Origin of the sequence: Priestia sp. AB (genome assembly GCF_028369225.1) — a bacterium.
Taxonomy (GTDB): Bacteria; Bacillota; Bacilli; order Bacillales; family Bacillaceae_H; genus Priestia; species Priestia megaterium.
The window spans coordinates 445,615-464,145 of record NZ_JAQMYN010000001.1 but is presented as its reverse complement, the minus strand read 5'-3'; the positions used below and the strand labels follow the sequence as shown (position 1 = coordinate 464,145).

At 40.3% G+C, this 18,531-nt stretch carries 17 protein-coding genes; 1 reads left to right on the top strand and 16 read right to left on the bottom strand.

All coding sequences use genetic code 11. The annotated features are described in order from the left end of the window. Positions 1-40: 40 nt before the first annotated feature. Positions 41-136 carry a stressosome-associated protein Prli42 gene (gene prli42 / locus POF52_RS02375; protein WP_149917156.1) on the top strand — a complete coding sequence of 32 codons (96 nt, stop codon included), beginning with the start codon at positions 41-43 and terminating at the stop codon, positions 134-136. Positions 137-211: 75 nt separating this feature from the next. Here the strand turns inward: prli42 and POF52_RS02370 are convergent, their stop codons facing one another. The 16 genes from POF52_RS02370 to yqiS form a co-directional block, all read right to left on the bottom strand. Continuing rightward, entirely contained in the window at positions 212-736 is a 525-nt protein-coding gene (locus tag POF52_RS02370) for a L,D-transpeptidase (protein WP_014458269.1), read from the bottom strand. A 98-nt stretch (positions 737-834) separates the two neighbouring features. Then, positions 835-1,785 carry an aromatic acid exporter family protein gene (locus POF52_RS02365; protein WP_013059112.1) on the bottom strand — a complete coding sequence of 317 codons (951 nt, stop codon included), beginning with the start codon at positions 1,783-1,785 and terminating at the stop codon, positions 835-837. A 159-nt stretch (positions 1,786-1,944) separates the two neighbouring features. Then, the gene (locus POF52_RS02360) at positions 1,945-2,667 is read right to left on the bottom strand and encodes an amino acid ABC transporter ATP-binding protein (protein ID WP_074893523.1); all 723 of its coding nucleotides are present in this window, start codon (positions 2,665-2,667) and stop codon (positions 1,945-1,947) included. Further along, positions 2,660-3,319 carry an amino acid ABC transporter permease gene (locus tag POF52_RS02355; protein ID WP_013059114.1) on the bottom strand — a complete coding sequence of 220 codons (660 nt, stop codon included), beginning with the start codon at positions 3,317-3,319 and terminating at the stop codon, positions 2,660-2,662. The genes POF52_RS02360 and POF52_RS02355 overlap by 8 nt, the downstream gene beginning before the upstream one ends. A gap of 31 nt (positions 3,320-3,350) precedes the next feature. Then, entirely contained in the window at positions 3,351-4,154 is an 804-nt protein-coding gene (locus POF52_RS02350) for a transporter substrate-binding domain-containing protein (protein ID WP_026106695.1), read from the bottom strand. Between the two features lie 281 nt (positions 4,155-4,435). After that, a complete protein-coding gene (locus POF52_RS02345) occupies positions 4,436-4,873 on the bottom strand; it encodes a BrxA/BrxB family bacilliredoxin (RefSeq protein WP_013084970.1) in 438 nt (145 codons plus the stop codon). 193 nt (positions 4,874-5,066) lie between these two features. After that, positions 5,067-6,062, bottom strand: coding sequence for a methylmalonyl Co-A mutase-associated GTPase MeaB (gene meaB, locus POF52_RS02340; protein ID WP_047932148.1), 996 nt, complete (start codon positions 6,060-6,062; stop codon positions 5,067-5,069). A 16-nt stretch (positions 6,063-6,078) separates the two neighbouring features. Further along, a complete protein-coding gene (gene scpA / locus POF52_RS02335; RefSeq protein ID WP_271989502.1) occupies positions 6,079-8,229 on the bottom strand; it encodes a methylmalonyl-CoA mutase in 2,151 nt (716 codons plus the stop codon). After that, the gene (locus POF52_RS02330; RefSeq protein ID WP_271989500.1) at positions 8,222-10,258 is read right to left on the bottom strand and encodes a methylmalonyl-CoA mutase family protein; all 2,037 of its coding nucleotides are present in this window, start codon (positions 10,256-10,258) and stop codon (positions 8,222-8,224) included. The genes scpA and POF52_RS02330 overlap by 8 nt, the downstream gene beginning before the upstream one ends. 260 nt (positions 10,259-10,518) lie before the next feature. After that, positions 10,519-11,778 (bottom strand): dihydrolipoamide acetyltransferase family protein, encoded by a 1,260-nt coding sequence (locus tag POF52_RS02325; protein WP_271989498.1) that lies wholly within the window; start codon positions 11,776-11,778, stop codon positions 10,519-10,521. Positions 11,779-11,793: 15 nt separating this feature from the next. Further along, on the bottom strand, positions 11,794-12,777 hold the full coding sequence (locus POF52_RS02320; RefSeq protein ID WP_013084975.1) for an alpha-ketoacid dehydrogenase subunit beta: 984 nt from the start codon (positions 12,775-12,777) through the stop codon (positions 11,794-11,796). A 12-nt stretch (positions 12,778-12,789) separates the two neighbouring features. Further along, positions 12,790-13,782, bottom strand: coding sequence for a thiamine pyrophosphate-dependent dehydrogenase E1 component subunit alpha (locus POF52_RS02315; RefSeq protein ID WP_271989494.1), 993 nt, complete (start codon positions 13,780-13,782; stop codon positions 12,790-12,792). 20 nt (positions 13,783-13,802) lie between these two features. After that, entirely contained in the window at positions 13,803-15,224 is a 1,422-nt protein-coding gene (gene lpdA / locus POF52_RS02310) for a dihydrolipoyl dehydrogenase (RefSeq protein ID WP_034648963.1), read from the bottom strand. 28 nt (positions 15,225-15,252) lie between these two features. After that, a complete protein-coding gene (gene buk / locus POF52_RS02305) occupies positions 15,253-16,332 on the bottom strand; it encodes a butyrate kinase (protein WP_373685833.1) in 1,080 nt (359 codons plus the stop codon). A 96-nt stretch (positions 16,333-16,428) separates the two neighbouring features. Continuing rightward, entirely contained in the window at positions 16,429-17,532 is a 1,104-nt protein-coding gene (bcd, locus tag POF52_RS02300) for a branched-chain amino acid dehydrogenase (protein WP_034648962.1), read from the bottom strand. Positions 17,533-17,544: 12 nt separating this feature from the next. After that, positions 17,545-18,456 carry a phosphate butyryltransferase gene (gene yqiS / locus POF52_RS02295; protein WP_416433646.1) on the bottom strand — a complete coding sequence of 304 codons (912 nt, stop codon included), beginning with the start codon at positions 18,454-18,456 and terminating at the stop codon, positions 17,545-17,547. Positions 18,457-18,531 lie beyond the last annotated feature (75 nt).

Genomic DNA, 18,531 nt, shown 5'->3' with positions numbered 1-18,531 from the left:
TGTAAAATAAGAAAAAAACGTGTAGGAGGACTTTGGTTGTATGTCTAATAAGAAAATCCAAAAAACCATTGTGTTTTTAATGCTTCTTGTCATGTTAATATCTACGCTTTTAGCGGGACTTGCCATGTGGTTCTAATCGAGACTGATGACTAAAAACATAGATGCACTGCTGCTTCTTTGTGCAATGCAAACATATAAAAAAGACTGGTGACTAGTCACCAGTCTTTTGCTGTATATTCACAATGCCTTTTTGAGCGGCTAACTCTTCAAAAGATTGATCTGTAGATACAATCCATACTTTTGTACCTAACGGGACTTGATCATATAAATGGCTTACTTCACGATTTTCTACGCGAATACAGCCATTCGATACATATTTACCGATGGAATCCGGCTGATTTGTACCGTGAATGCCGTAAATACGTCCGTCAGTCTCTCTTGCATCAAATCCAATCCACCTTACACCTAGAGGATTTTGAGGAGCGCCTCCTTCAATATTACTTCTCCGATAATAGGGATTAACAGCTTTTACTGTTACCGTGAACTCCCCTTCGGGCGTCAGATTAACTGTTTTCCCCGTTGCTACTTTAATAATTTGTTTAATTTCTTTATTTTGAATATAAGCAAGCTCATTGCTTTGTTTATTAATAATAATATAAGGATCATTTGGCAACGGATTTTCTCCTAATGGCCAAACCGGAGATAGTAGTAAAAGGATAAAAGCAAACACATGCACGTAATCCACCACCTTACGTTAGTCCTAAGTAAAAGATAAGAGAGATATCTCTTGTCTTATTTAGTGTTCGTAAGCAAGATAAACAACATGCATACTGTTTAACTTATTTTTAAGGTTTGTTTAATAACCAAATATTGTTCAATTTCTTTGACTACGTGCAGTAAATCGGCACGCGCTTCAAACTCTTCCCGCGTTTTGGGAAGCGGCATCTCTGCAAACGCTTCTCGTAAATGCTGAAGTTTGGCTAAAAATAATTTTGCTGTATTACCGGGGTGGATGGATAGACTTAATTCTTCAATGAAATCAGCAATCATGTAGCGCTGTTCTACCACCAAATCAATAGCGGTAATGAGAGGGAGGGTACGCTCAATAATTTCGAGCTGTTTTTCACGAATTTTAAAATAGCGGTAATAATAATTTTCTCCACGCACAAAATGATTTTCTACATCACGAAACGCAAGGCTTTTTGCTTTTTCTAAAATTTTTACCGTATCTGCAATTTCCTTACCATCCCAACTGCTGTCATTGGTTCTGAGATACAGGGCAATTTCTTTTAACATCGACCGGAAATTTTCTTCAATTTCTTGCTGATACGTGCGAAGCTCTTGATCTAAACTTGGCATGTATAAATTTACAAGCAGGGCAACACCTATCCCAATTACAATTAAGCCAAGTTCATTAAAGACGATTCCCCATGTCATATTGCCTTTGGAGTAAATATGAAGCAAAATAACGGAGCTTGTAACAATGCCTGCATTAACTTTGAATATAACCGTAACAGGGATAAACAAAAGCAGCATCAGTCCTATAACAAGTGGATGATAAGCAATCCCTTCAAAGAATATAAACGAAAACAGAATGGATAAAGAACAAGCAATAAAACGATCGCTTGCACTTCGCAACGATTTTTTCTTTGAATTTTGAATGCACAAAATGGTGATAATTCCAGCTGATACAAAAAACTCGAGGTGAAAGAACTGAGCTATAATAATAGCCAGTGATGTACCGACGGCTGTTTTAATTGTCCGGTACCCAATTTTAAATTTCATTTTCTAGACTCCTACATGTTGGTTTCTTTTTAGTGTGATAAAATACTCTATTCTTTATTAACACGAATAGAAAAATAACACAACCTTAAATCTTGCTGTACCGTATAAATTTCAATAAAAAAAGTGCAGAGAAGATCGTACTCTTCCTGCACTTTTTTATTATAAAATCTTTTCTAAGAAATCTTTAGCACGCTTGCTTTTAGGCGCTGAGAAAAATTCAGCCGGAGGCGCATCTTCAACAAGGACACCGCCGTCTAAAAACAGCACACGATCCGCTACTTCTCGTGCAAATCCCATTTCATGCGTTACAATGACCATCGTCATTCCTGTTTCTGTTAGCGACTTCATTACATCTAGTACTTCTTTTACCATCTCTGGATCCAATGCTGATGTTGGTTCGTCAAACAGCATCACTTTCGGCTCCATTGCGAGTGCTCTGGCAATAGCTACACGCTGCTTTTGACCGCCCGATAAGCGATTTGGAAACTCGTTGGCTTTTTGAGCAAGTCCCACTTTTTGGAGTAATTCCTTGCCTTTAGCAACAGCCTTTTCTCTTGACACGCCTTTTACCGTCATCGGAGCATACGTCAAATTTTCAAGCACGGTCATATGTGGAAACAAGTGAAAATGCTGAAATACCATTCCTACATTTTCACGCACACGCATAATGTTTGTTTTTTTATCTGTAATCACTTGACCGTTAATTGAAACTAATCCGCTCGTCGGTTCTTCAAGCAGGTTCATACAGCGTAAAAAAGTAGATTTACCAGAACCAGAAGGGCCAATAACAGCTACGACTTCTTTTTCTTTAATCGTAGTTGAAATACCTTTTAAAACTTCATTTTTACCAAATGATTTGTGTAAATTTTCAACGTTAATCACCTTTTCTCATTCTCCTCTCGACTGCTTTACCAAGGAGCGTTAAGCCCATTACCATTACATAATAAATCAACCCTGCAAAAATTAACGGTTCAAGGTAGGCGAATTTTTCTCCCCCTACAATGTAAGCACGGCGCATAATGTCGAGTGCTCCAATAACTGTAACGATAGCTGATTCCTTTGTTAATGTAATGAACTCATTCATTAAAGCAGGTAAAATATTTTTAAGTGCCTGTGGCAAAATAATTTGTCCCATCATGCGGCGATAAGGAATTCCTAACGCTAATGCCGCTTCACGCTGTCCTTTATCAACAGCTAAAATACCAGCGCGAATAATTTCAGATATATATGCTGCAGAGTTTAGCCCGAACGCAGCAACGGCCGCTGGAAACGGGGCAATATCAAACCCGAGCAGCTGAGGTAATCCAAAGTATATTAATAATAATTGCAGTACAAGCGGTGTTCCGCGAAACACGGACGTATATGCATCCGCAAACCATTGAAGAGGTTTATTGCGGCTGATTTTACATAAAGATAAAATAACTCCCAGCACAAACCCTAAAATTGCTGAAGCTAGGACTATCTGTATCGTTACCCCTATCCCTTTTAAAATATAAGGCATAGAAGGCACGATTTGCGAAAAATCCAAATTCATGCCTAGTTCCATTCCTCTCTAACTATCATTCTTATTTTTGGTCGTCAAACCACTTAACGATTAATTTATCCAATTCACCGTTTTCTTTCATTTTCTTTAATTCACGGTTAAAGTCATTCGTTAGCTTGCTGTCTTTAGGAAATGCGATTGCTGATCCTTTACTTGAATCTGGACGTCCTGTATCAGACATTTGCAAGCTTTTGTCTTTGTTCACATATCCTTTAGCTACTGTATCTTCAATAATCGCTGCATCGATACGATTTGATTTCATTTCTTGAATTAGTTCTGGAATACGGTCACGCGTTGTTACATTTACTCCGTCAACTTCTTTTGCAATTTCTTTTGCTTCGTCTGCTTGAATAGAAGAAGTTTGTACACCGACTGTTTTTCCTTTTAGTTCTTCTGCATTTTTAATTGGCGCATCTTTCTTCGATACAATCATGTTTTTTGCTTCATAATATACGTCTGAGAAGTCCACGTTCTTTTTGCGCTTTTCAGTTGGCGTCATACCAGCTAAAACTAAATCGACTTTATTAGATTGTAAAGCTGGAATTAATCCGCCAAATTCCATATCCTTCACCTGTACGTCATAGCCTAACTTTTTACCGATTGTTTTTGCTAAATCTACGTCAAATCCGATTGCTTCACTATCACCTTTTGCCGTATCAATATATTCAAATGGTGGGTAATCTGCTGATGTTCCCATTACTAGTACTTTTTTATCTTTGTCGTCGCTGCTTGCTCCGCCATTAGACGTTCCTTCTCCTGCTCCGCATGCAGCTAAAACGCCTGCTGTTAAAAGACCAATTGCCGTTACCGATAACCACTTCTTCAATTTCATCTTCGTTCCCCCTAGTTTATTCCTTACATTATTTTTTAAAAATTAATAATATTATGAAATAAGTTTTTTGCTATTGCAAGTAAATGTCGAAATTTAAATATATATTCATATAAATGTATTTTAACACAACATTATAAATATGCAATATCTTTTTTAAATATAAGTTTCACTATTTGAAAATACCTTTTCTCAACATTTTCCACTCGTTAGAAAGTCTGCATACAGATAGGTAAAAAAACGCATAAAAAAAGAAGCCGTTCAAAACGGCTTCTCTCTTACACTTCTTCACAGTGCTGTTCGAATGCTTCTTGCAGCTTCATCACAACTGACATTGGCTCGTGGCCTTCAATTTCGTGACGCTCTACCATTGTGATAATTTTTCCGTCTTTTAATAAGGCGAAAGATGGAGATGAAGGCGGATAACCTTCAAAGTATTCGCGTGCACGTGCAGTTGCTTCTTTATCTTGCCCAGCAAATACTGTAACCAAGTTTGTTGGACGTTTATCATAATGTACAGCGTGCGCTGCAGCAGGTCTTGCAATACCTCCTGCACAACCGCAAACTGAATTCACCATTACAAGCGTTGTACCAGGCTGTTTAAACGTTTCATCTACCGCTTCAGCCGTCGTTAATTCTGTATAACCAGCAGCTGTAATTTCTTTACGGGCTTGACGAACAACGTCGTTCATAAACAAGTTAAAATCGATATTCATTTTCATACCTCCCTTTTGCTATCTATTCTTTATCATAGCAAACGAAAACTAAAAAGGCGATTGCTTTGACTCATTTTTTGTTGGTAATCAAGATTAAACAAGAAAAAAAATGGTGATACTATTTTCACAGCTAGAAAACCATACTCTTAACTCCCTAGTGTAGAAGGATCCGCATAAAATGCAGGATCCTTTTTTACATTTCTTTCATCGCCTGCTGATAGATTTTAATCAAGTGTTCGAGAGCTTCAGCCATTGTGGCATCTCCCGTCATCATTTGTTTTTCGACATCCCCTAGTTTTTGCTTAACTAAAGGATGTTCATAAAATGATTCTTGTAAATATTCATTAACACTTGCTTGTAACCATGCCTTCATTTGCTTTTGCCTTACTGTATAAAACAGATCATTTTTATTCATCCATTCCTTATAGTCACAAATTATCTTCCACAAGTCTTGAAATGATGCTTCTTCATAAGCAGAAGTTGTGATGACCTGTGGATTCCATCCTCCAGAATGACCGTGAAGGAAGCCGATGATGCTTTCGTATTCTTTTGCAGTCACTTCTGCTTTTAGCCGGTTATCCCCATCTGCTTTATTTACACAAATCAAATTAACCCATTCAAGCAGCCCTTTTTTAATTCCTTGCAAATCATCTCCTGCTCCGGTTAAAGCGAGCAAAACAAAGAAGTCTACCATCTCTTTTACAATCATTTCACCTTGGCCAACACCCATCGTTTCAACAAATATGATGTTATACCCAGCCGCTTCACAAAGAAAAATGGCTTCTCTCGTTTTAAGATGAACACCTCCAAGCGTTCCTTGAGAAGGTGAAGGACGGACAAAAGCATTCTCTTGTTTGGTAAGAAGCTCCATTCTCGTTTTATCTCCTAAAATACTTCCTCCAGACAAGGTACTGCTTGGATCAACTGCCAAAACTGCAACGGAATGGCCATTTTTGCATAGGTACGACCCAAATTTGTCAATCAGCGTACTTTTTCCCGCTCCGGGTACGCCTGTAAAACCAATGCGCACTGAATGCCCCGTATGAGGATAGATTTCTTTAATCAGCTGTTGTGCTATTACTTTATGCTTCGGCGCTTTACTTTCAATTAAAGTAATAGCTTGAGCTAACGCTGTTCTTTTTCCTTCAAGCAGCCCTTGTTTATAATCTTGTACCGTTTTTAATTTCACCAATTGTCTTCACCAACTATTCTTCTAACCGTTTCTTTATTTCATGTAAAACGGAAACGGCCGCTTTTGGGATTACTGTTCCAGGTCCAAAGATTGCAGAAGCGCCGTGTTCTAAAAGAAATGAGTAGTCTTGTTTAGGAATAACGCCTCCGACAATAACAACGATATCGTCGCGCTCTAATTTCTTTAACTCATCAACAAGCTGCGGCAGTAACGTTTTATGCCCGGCTGCCAAAGAGCTTATGCCAATCACATGTACGTCGTTTTCTACAGCTTGCCTTGCTGTTTCTTGAGGCGTTTGAAATAAAGGACCGATATCAACATCAAATCCAAGGTCAGCAAAGGCTGTTGAAATAACTTTCGATCCTCTGTCGTGACCGTCTTGCCCCATTTTTGCGACTAAAATTCTTGGGCGCCTTCCTTCTTCCTCTAAAAATTCAGCCGTGAGCTTTCGAACTTCTTCGATTTGATCTCGATGCACAAACTCCGCACTGTATACCCCGCTGACTGACTTAGAAGTAGCCTGGTGTCTTCCAGCCACTTTCTCAATAGCTTCTGAAATTTCACCTAGTGTAGCTCTAGCTCTCGCAGCTTCAACCGCAAAAGCAAGGAGATTCCCTTCACCTGTTTTGGCACAATTGGTAAGTCGATTAAGCGCTTCGATTACCGCTTGTTGGTCACGTTCACTGCGTATTTTCTTTAACTTTTCCAGCTGCTTCATTCGAACTGCTGTGTTATCAATATCAAGAATATCAAGCGGTTCTTCTTGCTCCGGCTGAAACTGATTCACACCTACAATAATTTCTGCCTGCGAGTCTATTCTTGCTTGTCTGCGCGCAGCGGCTTCTTCTATCTTCATTTTAGGTACGCCTGCTTCTATTGCTTTTGTCATTCCGCCGAGCTTCTCTATTTCCTCAAGGTGCTTCCACGCTTTTATCATTAATTCATTCGTTAATGATTCCACATAATAAGAGCCTCCCCAAGGATCAATAACGGAACAAATCTCCGTTTCATTTTGTAAATAAAGCTGCGTATTTCGGGCAATTCTAGCTGAAAAATCAGTTGGAAGAGCAATCGCTTCATCCAGTGCGTTTGTATGAAGCGACTGCGTATGTCCTGATACTGCAGCCAAAGCTTCGACGCATGTTCTAATAACATTATTAAATGGATCCTGCTCCGTTAAGCTCCAGCCGGACGTTTGAGAATGCGTTCTAAGAGCTAAAGATTTAGGATTATCCGGCTCAAACTGCTTCATTAGTTTTGCCCATAGCAGCCTTCCTGCTCTCATTTTTGCTACTTCCATAAAATAGTTCATTCCAGTTGCCCAGAAAAAGGATAGCCTCGGAGCAAATGCGTCAATTGTAATCCCCGCTTTCAAGCCGGTTCGTACATATTCAAGTCCGTCTGCAAGCGTATAAGCAAGTTCTAAGTCTGCTGGAGCACCTGCTTCTTGCATATGATAGCCTGATATACTAATACTGTTAAATTTCGGCATGTACTCCGCTGTATATTTAAAAATATCCGCAATGATTCGCATTGACATCTCAGGAGGATAAATATACGTATTGCGCACCATATATTCTTTTAAAATATCATTTTGAATCGTTCCAGCCAGCTTTTCTTTTTTTACGCCTTGTTCTTCAGCTGTTACGATGTAGAAAGCTAAAATAGGAAGCACCGCCCCGTTCATTGTCATCGACACGGACATTTGATCAAGCGGAATCCCTTCAAACAGCTGCTTCATATCTATCATTGAATCAATTGCCACACCTGCTTTCCCTACATCTCCAACAACTCTTGGATGATCAGAGTCATAGCCGCGGTGGGTAGCAAGGTCAAAAGCAACAGACAGCCCTTTCTGTCCAGCAGCTAGGTTTCGGCGGTAAAAGGCATTGCTTTCCTCCGCCGTTGAGTATCCTGCGTACTGTCTAATAGTCCAAGGCCGATTCACATACATCGTTGCATACGGTCCTCTCACAAACGGGGGGACACCAGGTGCAAAGTGAATAAAGTCGAGGCTATCTCTGTCCTTTTTTGTATATACTGATTTTAATTCAATTTGTTCATTTGTTTGAAAGGCAGTGAATGAACTTTGAGTCACGTCATCTTCCCTTTGCTGCTTTGAAAATGATAATGAAATATTAGAAAAAGAAGGCTTTTTATACATGAACTTCTACCTCCAAAGCACATAATAACTTCTTAACGCATTGAATAACATTCGTCTTAGGATGTATGACGCTCATTACACCTTTTTGCTGCCACTGCGTTTTGCGTGATACATGTTCTTCCCCTACTACGTACACATAAACGGAATCTTCCTCAAAATAAGTCATCGCTTTTGTTAAGAGCTTTTCCACGAGTTCATCACTTCCACAGATCACATATGCTTCGTGCTTTTGTTCATTCATCCAATCTGCTATCTCGACATAGGAATCTATGTTTTTAATTGTTTCACACGCAAAACCTGCGCTTTCAAATAAAGACCGGGCAATCTCAGTTTTTTTACGGCTGCTAGGATCGGTGAGCTCCATAATGCCAATGCTCATCCCCTTTGTATAAACCCGTATTTTTTCAAACTTCTCTGCTGCTCTCCACTTAGTGAGCGGCACAACACTGTCAGGCTGTGTCTGCTTCGCCATTTGTTTTAGCATTCCCCCTGCTGTTACCCCTTTAGATGCTAGCTTTGTATAGTCCTCTACTGAAAGATTTGATGAAAATTCCGAAGTGTTCTGGTCACTGTATTTACCCATTTTTATTTCTTCTTTTTTAAACGGCGTGCTTTTTATCTCTTGAGATACATCCTGTTGCTTAGGAGCATAGTGTGTGACTCCGATTAAGCGCTCAATTCGGCACTCTATATCCTCTTGTCTTTTTACTTTCATTTGTTCAACTTCATCTTGAATTCTCCCTTGTTTTAAAGCTTCTTCCATTCCGCCGTGGTCTTCAATGTTGCCAAATAACTCCCAAGCTTTTGTCATTAATTCATGTGTGTAGGCTTCAACGTACCAAGAGCCTCCAGCAGGATCCATTACTTTTGATATATGTGTTTCGTGCTGCAAAATTAAGTGAGTGTTACGGGCAAGGCGATGAGCGAACTGAGAAGATGAAGAGGTGACGGAATCATATGGTTCAATATGCAGACTATCCGCTCCTCCTACAATAGAAGCAAATGCTTGAACCGTGCTCCTTAATGCATTTGTATACATGTCTTCTTTAGACTGTGTAAGATGTGACGTTTCTGTATGGATAAACGGCACTGAAACGGCCGTGTCATCAAAAGCACGAACCACATTTGCCCAAAGCATGCGAAAAGCACGAAGTTTTGATATTTCCATAAATAAATGTGAGCTAACTGAAAAAGAAAAGGTCATATGAGGTAAAACTTGATGTAAGGACAAACCGCGTTTTATGCATTCATCAATATACTGCACCCCTGTAGCAAGCATATAAGCTAGTTCTTGAACAGCGTTTGCACCGCTGTTATGGTAAGGAATGCTTGATACAATGATCGTTTTGAGCTCTGGAACATTACTGTGAGCCAAACGCGTTGCGTAAGCTAAATGATCGTATAAATCTCGAGTAGAAAGTGGAACTCTTCCATATTCAGCAAGGGTGCCGAGCGGATCCATTCCAACCGTTCCTTTTAGCTGTCTCATATTAAAGTTATGATCAACACAGTATGCTTTTAGAAACGAAAGAAGCGGAACGGATGTACATCCCGTATTTAAAAATAAAGGCACCGCTTCAAGAGCTACATGCTGAAACAAATGAGCAACATCCTCTAAAGTAGAAATTGTAGCGCCTGAGGCTACTTCAGCTTCAGTTGCTTCATCAACGTCTTTCCCTTGCCTCATTGCTTCACTGCATGTAAAAGCGGCCGTATTTTGTCCATTTCTCAAACTGTGTAAAAGAAGTTTATTGCTTTCTTTAATAGAAGGTAAGTCGATTTTTTGGGTGATTTCCCATTCCCCTAGTATGTATGATTCTTTACCGGCTCCTCTTAAACAATCTATTCCCGCCGGACTCTGCTGTAAGTAGTCTAAATGTGCCGTATCACTTTCGAAATAAAGCGGTTTCAAAAAGATGTTTTCTAACGTTTCTTTTGAAGAGATCGCGGTATTTTTGCTAACTTCCTGTGCCCAATCTTCTTTAGGTGTACGTGTAAATTCATGAAATGATAATGTATTTGTTTTCATTTCCATGCCCCTTTACAGTTAATAGCTGCCTGCTAAACCGAGATGATTACACTTTGAAGTTTGATGATTCTTCTTTTATTTTAATACATCTTTTACAAATTGTTCAATCATTGCTTCAAAATAAAAAGAGGACGGGACATAATTAACCTACGTTTACTATCACCATAAAAAAATCCGAACGATTTGGATTCTCTTTCAAGAATCTCAATTCATCGTTCGGATCTTCCTTCAGCTAAAATATTTTTGTGCCAGTCTCTGTTTTAATAGACGGACGTATTCTCTTTAGAAGTAGATTCTAAAATCTCTTTAACTCTTGCCAGGAATCTTCCGCACACCAAGCCGTCTAACACGCGGTGATCAAGTGATAAACATAAGTTAACCATATCTCGAACAGCAATCATGTTATCAATAATAACCGGACGTTTTACAATAGATTCTACTTGTAAAATAGCCGCTTGCGGGTAATTAATAATTCCCATTGATTGAACGGAACCAAATGATCCTGTGTTGTTAACAGTAAACGTTCCGCCCTGCATGTCTTCAGACTTCAATGAACCCGTACGAACTTTTTGCGCGAGCTCTGTAATTTCACGCGCAATACCTTTGATTGTCTTTTCATCGGCTTGTTTAATAACCGGCACAAATAAAGCATCGTCTGTTGCAACAGCAATGGATACATTAATGTCCTTTTTCTGAACAATACGGTCTCCTGCCCACATTGAATTCATTTGAGGGAATTCTTTTAAAGCTTGAGCCACGGCTTTTACGAAGAACGCAAAATACGTTAAGTTAAAACCTTCTTTTTGTTTGAACTCCGTCTTTAATGCATCACGATAAGAAACTAAGTTCGTTACATCAACTTCAACCATTGTCCATGCATGCGGAATTTCGTGCTTGCTGCGAAGCATATTTGCTGCAATAGCTTTACGCACGCCTGTAACAGGGATTTCTTGATCTCCTGCTGCAGACACAACCGGCGCGGGCTGCTGCGTTTTTGGAGCAGCTGCTGCTACAGGTGCTTCTGGCTGAACTGTTGCTGCAGGTGTTTCTTTCACTTCAGCAGCTCCGCCTTTTTCAATAACAGCTAAAATATCTTTTCTCGTAATGCGGCCGCCCGCCCCTGTTCCTGTCACGGTATCTAAATTAATATTATGCTCTTGTGACAGACGCATAACAGCTGGAGAGTATCGACTTTTATTGGATTGACTGTCCGCTGTTTTTGACGCTGATTCTTCTACAGTCTTATCAGATGTTTTCTGTTCTTTTTGAGGTACAGTTCCTTCTACTTCAATTAAACAAATCACTTCTCCTACAGGCAAAGTATCATCTTCACCTGCAATTAACTCTTTAATTGTTCCACTAAAAGAAGAAGGCACTTCAGCATTTACTTTATCCGTCATGACTTCAGCTAACGGGTCGTACTTATTTACGTGATCTCCAACAGAAACGAGCCATTTGCTAATTGTACCTTCTGTTACACTTTCACCGAGCTGCGGCATCGTAATTTTTTCAATAGCCAATTGATACAACTCCTTTTAAAATTGAGCTAATTCTCTCATTGCTTTTTCTACTTTATCGGGATTCACCATAAAATATTTTTCCATTGTTGGTGCATACGGCATAGCTGGAACATCAGGGCCAGCAAGGCGCTGAATTGGCGCATCTAAATCGAATAAGCAGTGTTCAGCAATAATAGCTGCTACTTCGCTCATGATGCTGCCTTCTTTGTTGTCTTCCGTTAAAAGCAGTACTTTACCTGTTTTAGATGCTGCTTCAATAATAGCTTCTTTATCAAGCGGATAGACCGTTCTTAAATCTAAGATGTGTGCTGAAATACCGTCTGCTTCCAGTTTTTCAGCAGCTTGAAGAGCAAAGTGTACACAAAGACCATATGTAATAACCGTGATGTCGTCTCCTTCTCTCTTTACATCTGCTTTGCCAATCGGAAGTACATAATCATCTTCAGGGACTTCTCCTTTAATCAAACGGTACGCACGCTTATGCTCAAAGAAAAGAACTGGATCATCATCACGAATAGCTGCTTTTAATAGTCCCTTTACGTCATAAGGCGTAGAAGGCATCACAATCTTTAACCCTGGCGTATTGGCAAATAGTGCTTCAACAGATTGAGAATGATAAAGAGCACCGTGAACTCCGCCGCCGTAAGGAGCTCGAATTGTAATTGGACAACTCCAATCATTATTAGAACGATAGCGAATTTTCGCTGCTTCTGACACAATTTGATTGACTGCAGGCATAATAAAATCAGCAAATTGCATTTCAGCAATCGGACGCATGCCGTACATTGCCGCTCCGATTCCTACGCCTGCAATAGCAGACTCTGCAAGAGGTGTGTCAATGACTCTTTCTTCCCCGAACTGTTCGTATAGTCCGTTGGTCGCTTTAAATACGCCGCCTTTTTTCCCTACGTCTTCTCCTAATACAAACACGCGGGAATCTCTTTCCATTTCTTCACGAATGGCCATTGTTACTGCATCAATATATGAAATAACCGGCATATGTTCTCCTCCTTACTCACCGTACACGTATTTTAAAGCCGATTCCGCTTCTGCATAAGGAGCGTTTTCAGCATAATCTGTTGCATCATTAACGATGTTCATAATATCATCAAGCATTTGTTTTTCTCGTTCATCGGTTAACACGTTAACCTCTTTTAAATAAGTCGCAAAATACGCCAGCGGATCGCTCTTTTTAGCTTCAGACAATTCTTCTGCTCCGCGATATGCACGATCATCGTCATCACTTGAATGGGCAGTCAAACGCTCTGAAACAGTTTCAATAAGAGTAGGCCCTTCTCCTCTGGATGCACGTTCTCTTGCTTCTTTTACCACTCGGTATACTTCAAGGACATCGTTTCCATCAATTGTGTAGCCTGGCATACCATATCCAATTGCACGATCAGATACTTTTGCGCATCCTAGCTGCTTTTCAACCGGAACAGAAATCGCATACTTGTTATTTTCACACATAAAGATAACAGGAAGCTTATGAACACCTGCAAAGTTCGCGCCTTCGTGGAAATCTCCTTGGTTAGAAGATCCTTCTCCAAACGTCACAAACGTTACTAAGTCTTTTTTCTCCAATCGTCCTGCTAAAGCGATTCCTACTGCATGAGGCACCTGTGTTGTAACTGGAGAAGATCCTGTTACAATTCGCTTTTCCTTATGGCCAAAGTGACCTGGCATTTGACGACCTCCTGAGTTTGGATCTTCTGCTTTAGCAAACCCAGAAAGCATTAAATCGCGCGCAGTCATTCCAAATGCTAGCACAACACCCAGATCGCGGTAATAAGGTAATATGTAATCATTCTCTCTATTTAAGGCAAAAGCTGCGCCAACTTGAGCGGCTTCCTGACCTTGACATGAAATAACAAAAGGCACCTTCCCTGCACGATTTAATAGCCACATACGCTCATCAATTTTTCGTGCAAGCAGCATAGTGCGGTACATTTCAAGTAATTGTTCATCAGTTAATCCTAATGATTCATGACGGTTTTTTGTCATGTTTAAACCTCCTTTAATCATCAAAAATGAATCGCTTTTCCATCTACAGCTAATGAAGCTTCTCCCATCGCTTCTGAAAGGCTAGGGTGAGGATGAATGGTATGAGCAATTTCCCATGGTGTAGCATCCAATACCTTTGCAAGACCTGCTTCAGAGATCATATCCGTCACGTGAGGTCCAATCATATGCACACCAAGGACATCATTTGTGTCGGCATCAGCAATAATTTTAACAAATCCCTCTGCCTCTCCATATACAAGAGCTTTTCCAACGGCCTTAAACGGAAACTTTCCAACCTTCAGCTGAAACCCTTGCTGTTTTGCTTCTTGTTCTGTTAATCCTACACTTGCTGCCTCCGGGCTGCTGTATACGCATTTAGAGATTGTTGTGTAATCAATCTTCAAAGGCTTTTCACCATGTAAATGCTCCACAGCTACAATTCCTTCGTGAGAAGCTACATGTGCAAGCTGCAGTCCGCCAATCACATCTCCAATTGCGTAGATATGAGATTCTTTCGTTTGATAAAAATCATTTGTGGCAATCACACCGTTTTCTACTACAATATCAGTATTCTCGAGACCAATTCCTTCGACATTCGCTTGACGCCCTACAGATACAAGCAGCTTTTCTGCTTCATATTCTTGCATATCGTCTCCTACTTGAGCGGAAATTTTCACCTGACCATCAATAGACAGTGTATCAGCCATTACTTTAGCAGAAGTAATAATGTTAACTCCTTTTGCTTTTAAAAGCTTCGTCATTTCACGGGAGATATCTTGATCTTCTGTTGGTAAAATTCGATCGCTGTATTCCACAACCGTTACATCAACATCAAAATCTGTGAGCATTGACGCCCATTCAATTCCAATGACCCCGCCTCCCACAATAATAATAGAAGCAGGAAGTGTTTCCATCTTTAATGCTTCATCTGAAGTGATTACTTTCTCTCCGTCAATCGTTAGACCAGGTAATGTTCTAGGACGAGACCCGGTTGCGACAATTACATTCTTTGGAATAAGCATTTCGTTTTCTTCACCGCTTTTTAATTCGACGGAGATAGTTCCTGGCATAGGAGAAAAAATAGAAGGTCCTAAAATACGTCCAATTCCTTCATATACGTCAATTTTACCTTTTTTCATTAGCTGTTTAACACCATTATGTAACTGTGAAACAATTTCTGACTTTCGTTCTTGTACACGTGCATAGTTCAATAGTACATTGGACGTTTCTACGCCAAATTCACTGCTTTTCTTAGCCGTTTGGTAGACTTCTGCACTTCTTAGTAAAGCTTTGCTTGGGATACACCCTGCGTGCAGGCATGTGCCGCCTAACTTATTTTTTTCTACAACCGCTACCGATAGACCTAACTGAGAGGCACGAATAGCTGCTACGTACCCTCCGGTTCCACCGCCGAGAATGACCAAATCATATTCTTTTGCCACACTGCTTCACACCTTTCTGCAAACGCTATTAAGCGCCTTTATATTCCTTCACTTCTTCTTCACCTGTAAGCACTCGGAGAGCCCCTTCAGCTAGCGCTTGAAGCTCATTTTCTCCAGGATAAACAATAACATCTGCAATCCACTTTACATGATTAATAATCAGCTCAACAAACGCTTTTGAATAAGCAATGCCTCCCGTTAAAATAATGGCATCTACTTTTCCATGCAATACCGTACTGGCAGCTCCAATTTCCTTCGAAATTTGATAAGCCATTGCTTCGTAGATAAGCTTAGCTTTTTCGTTTCCATTTTTCACTAGCGCTTCGACTTTCTGCACGTCAGATGTGCCCAAATAACCGACAAGCCCACCTTTTCCTACAAGCATTTTCATAATCTCCTCGCGGTAATACTGACCTGAAAAGCAAAGACGAACTAATTCACCAACCGGTACACCGCCAGCGCGCTCTGGACTAAAAGGACCGTCACCGTGCAGGCCATTGTTCACATCAATTACTTTTCCGCGTTGATGAACTCCGACTGTAATGCCTCCACCCATATGGGTAACAATAACGCTCATTTGTTCATATGTGCTATTCATTTCTTTAGCCACTTTTCGAGCAACCGATTTTTGATTCAGCGCGTGAAAGATGCTTTTCCTTTCCATAAAAGGAGTTCCTGAGATACGAGCGATGTCACTTAACTCATCTACCACCACTGGATCAACAATGTATGCTGGAATATTTAATCCAGACGCAATCTCAAATGCTAAAATCCCGCCTAAATTTGAAGCATGATGGCCGGCATAACCGTCTTTTAAATCTTTGAGCATGGCTTGATTTACTTCGTATGTGCCGCCTTCAATCGGGCGTAAAAGCCCTCCTCTTCCACATACTGCACTTAATTTAGATAAATTAATCCCTTCTTCATCAAGTGCCTCTAAAATCGAGTTTTTACGGAACTCATACTGTGCATATATCGTCTCAAACTGATTCATTTGCTGTGAATCGTAGCGGATTGTTCGATCAAAAATTGGTTTATCGTTGTGAAACACGCCAATTTTTGTAGACGTTGAACCCGGATTTATTATCAGCATTCGATATTCGTGCATATCCAACAAATGTCCTCCTACCTTATCATTCTCATAAACGAAGGCTAGGTCGAAAGGATTTCATTTATTCCTTTTGCCTAGCCTTCAGCTCAAACATTAGCGCGTATGACGTCTACTTAAAATATGCTGTCCATTTTGTAAAAATTGACTGCGTGAACGACGCAGCTTTTCAATTCTTTCTTCAGCTAAGCGATCTGCTGCTAGATAGGTTGGAATGCCATCTCGCTTTGAGATTTCAACTACCTTTTCAATATTATCATAAATACCTTCAACTTTTTTCAGCGCACGCTCACGGTTATATCCAACTAGCTCATCAGCTACGTTAATAACGCCTCCTGCGTTAATAACATAGTCCGGTGCATATACAATGCCTAATTCATGGATTAAATCACCATGACGCGTTTCTTTCAATTGATTATTAGCTGCCCCTGCAATAACTTTTGCTTTTATTTGAGGGATCGTTTCATCGTTAATCGTTGCTCCGAGTGCACAAGGAGCATAGATATCACATTCTACACCATAAATATCATTCGGGTCTACTGCTTGCGCATCAAATTCTTCTACCGCACGCTGAACAGCTTCTTTATTAATATCCGTTACAATAAGTTTCGCTCCTTCTTCGTGGAGGTGGCGGCATAAATTATATGCTACGTTTCCTACGCCTTGGACAGCTACTACTTTTCCTTCAAGCATATCTGTTCCAAATGCTTCTTTTGCTGCTGCTTTAATTCCTCGGTATACGCCGTAGGCTGTGACTGGTGATGGATTGCCTGATGAACCAAAAGCAGGAGATACACCCGTTACATAATCCGTTTCCTCATATACAATATCCATATCCTCTACCGTTGTGCCCACATCTTCTGCTGTAATATATCGACCATTTAACCCTTGAATAAAGCGACCAAATGCACGGAACATCGCTTCATTTTTGTCTTTGCGAGGATCTCCGATAATAACCGTTTTCCCTCCTCCTAAATTCAAGCCTGCTGCTGCATTTTTATAAGTCATTCCGCGTGATAAACGAAGCGCGTCTTCAATTGCAGCCTCTTCTGATTCATATGTCCACATTCTCGTACCGCCTAGAGCTGGTCCAATTGTTGTATCGTGAATGGCAATAATGGCTTTTAAGCCTGAATCTTTATCTTGGCAAAATAATAACTGCTCGTAATCGTATGTTTCCATATAGTCAAAAATTTTCATTGTTAGTGCCTCCTAAGAATTCTGTTGAGCGACGCTGATAGCAAGCGCCAGTGAGTATAATTTACTTTCTGATGAATCTGCTCTGGATGTTAAGACGACCGGAGCTTCTGCTCCTGCTAGAATAGCTCCAACTTTTGCTTTAGCAAAATAAATGAGGGATTTATATAAGACGTTCCCTGTTTCAATTGCTGGAACGAGTAATATATCTGCTTGACCGCCAACTTCACTTTGAATGCCTTTTTGCTTGGCTGCTTCTATGTTAATGGCATTGTCGAGTGCTAAAGGTCCATCAATAACGCAGCCTTTAATTTGTCCTCTGCGGTTCATCTGTGTAAGAAGTGCAGCCTCTACTGTTGCAGGCATCAAAGGGTTCACAACTTCAACCGCTGCAATAGGAGCTACCTTTGGCATCTCGATCCCAATCGAGTGGGCAACGTTCACCGCATTTTGAATGATTTGAACTTTCTCTTCCAGAGACGGCGTAATATTCATAGCTGCATCTGTTACAAGAATTGGACGATCATAGTGAGGAACGTCAAATACAGCTACATGTGATAAAACATTTCCCGTACGCAAACCATGCTCTTTATTTAACACAGCTTTTAAAATAAGCGATGTGGATAAATTCCCTTTCATTACGATATGAGCTTGACCTTGCTGAACTGAACGCACAGCCAATTGAGCCGCTTCTAAAACGGACTCCGTATGTACGACCGTCACAGCCTTATGAGTGAGTAAGGATGGGCGGTACTGCCTGAATAATTCATTAATTGTCGTTTCGTTGCCAAACAAAATAAATTCAGAAACTTCCCTTGACACAGCTTCATACACTGCCTCAATTGTTTCTAAGTCTTCAGCTGCGGCAATGGCAACAGTCAAAGAAGACTGCTTAGCAACCCGAGATAAGATGGTAGCAAGAGTCATGGAATGTTCGACCTCTCCTTTTTCATTCTTTCTTTTGCTCCGTTTTAAAGAGCATACTGCGCGTTTATGCAGTCA